Genomic DNA, 1,910 nt, shown 5'->3' with positions numbered 1-1,910 from the left:
AATCGAGATAGAGGGGAGCCTCACGGCTCCTCCCCTCTCACACCACCCGGCATACGGATCACGTACCAAGGCGGTTCGGTTAAGGTTGCGGTCAGATCCATGAACGCATTCAAGTCAGAGCGGAGAGGCTTATCAAACCCTTTCCACGCCAGTAGTCGTTGTTGAGAGCCCAGTTAACCCCGGGCGTTCGGCTCAGGCGCCAAGGTCCATGCGGCGACTTGCTGGTTATCCACGCAATGCGGCGATCCACTCCCAGTCGCCGCAGATTGCGGTAGCCGCTCTTGCCCCATTGCTTCAGCTGATAGCAACGCAGCTTACGACGTATCCACCTCTCGCATTCGACGAAGGGGTCTCGAGAATCAGCCACATCATAGTAGCCCTTCCAGCCTCGCACGAAGACGTTGAGCTCGCTTAAAACCCTCTCGATGCTCCAGCCCGAGTTACGGCGCGTCAGCGCCCTCACACGGAACTTGAAACGCCTCCAGGACCTCTCGCTCACCCTGATGCGATTCCACACGCTTATGGTGAAACCTAGGAACGTCCGACGCCAAGGGCGATCCGCAGCGCTCTTCGATTTGTTTACCAACAGCTTGAGCTTGCGCTCGAGGAAACGCGTGACGCTTGCTAGAACTCGGTTGGCCGAGCGGCGCGTGGTCACGTATATGTTGCAGTCGTCCGCGTAGCGAACGAACGCATGGCCTCGCCTCTCCATCTCCTTGTCGAAGCGATCAAGAAGAACGTTCGCCAAGAATGGAGACAAGGGCCCGCCTTGCGGCGTCCCTCTGGCAGTCGGAAGACTCTTGCTTCCAACCATGACACCGGCCTTCAGGTATCCGCGAATCAGCTTCAGCAGGCGGGGATCGGAAACTATCTTTCCGACCTCGCTCATCAGCAAATCGTGGTTCACCTTGTCGAAGAACTTTTCAAGATCCAGATCGACCACCCAGCGGCGGCCCTCCTTCACGTAGTCGCGAGCTTTGCGAATCGCCTGACGCGCGCTGCGCCCAGGACGGAAACCGAAGCTCGATTCGGAAAAGCTCTTGTCGTGGTCCTCCTGAAGGACCTGAAGGATCGCCTGCTGTATCAAGCGATCCAGAACTGTGGGTATACCCAGCAAACGGGTTCCCCCGTCAGGCTTGGGCAGTTCCACTCTCAACACTGGTTCGGGACGATAGGAGCCGTCGAGTAGACGATCCCTTATTCCAGGCCAATGCGACTTGATGAAGTCTGCCAGCTCTTCCACGGACATCCTGTCGACGCCAGCGACTCCCTTATTGGCCTTCACCTTGCGGTAGGCCGCGTTCATGTTTGCACTCTCCACGATCCGCTCCATCAGGAGCTTCTCGCTCGAACAATCAGCGCTTCCTTCCGCGTCGACTCGTTCGCCCCTTCGATACGAGGGCAGCCCTGCTAGCGCGGACGGCTTGCGGACGACGCATTCGGATTCCGATTGCTCGGTTAACCGTTCAGGCCTTCGCTCCAAGTGAGACCTCCAGTCCATTCGTCGGACGGATCCTCCGTCGGCGACTACTCCTGGCTCGTTCCAAGAAGCTACTATGCCTTCTGCTGACTTCTGCACAGCGATCCCACCGGCTCGCGCCGACGGCAGACCCGAAGGTCAGCTGCGCAGATCTCCTGGGGTAAGTCATGATGCTTTCGATACGTGAACGCCGGATTTATAAAACGCAGCCCGATTGCAGATGGAGGACTTGGCGATCACGTGCTCGCTGGTCCCGACTACGTCACACCTTGTATCCGATTCCTGTTCGTCGTCCCGTATCTTTGGATTGGGTTTCCTCCCCACGACGCCTCGCGACGCCGCAGTTGCCCTTCTCCTAATCTTCGGCTCTGCGAATACCTGATACATAGACTTTCACTATGCTAGCTTCATAACATGCCCAGCACACACG

The 1,910-nt window shown here is 57.7% G+C and carries 1 protein-coding gene; it reads right to left on the bottom strand.

Annotation, left to right across the window (positions count from 1 at the left end; genetic code table 11):
• Positions 1 to 109: 109 nt before the first annotated feature.
• Positions 110 to 1,579 carry a group II intron reverse transcriptase/maturase gene (gene ltrA, locus JIN87_RS27860; RefSeq protein WP_200360003.1) on the bottom strand — a complete coding sequence of 490 codons (1,470 nt, stop codon included), beginning with the start codon at positions 1,577 to 1,579 and terminating at the stop codon, positions 110 to 112.
• Between the last annotated feature and the right edge of the window lie 331 nt (positions 1,580 to 1,910).

The organism is Pelagicoccus mobilis (assembly GCF_016595505.1).
In the GTDB taxonomy this organism is placed as follows: Bacteria; Verrucomicrobiota; Verrucomicrobiia; order Opitutales; family Opitutaceae; genus Pelagicoccus; species Pelagicoccus mobilis.
Note: the sequence above shows the minus strand (reverse complement) of the source record. Positions and strands in the feature narration are given on the sequence as shown.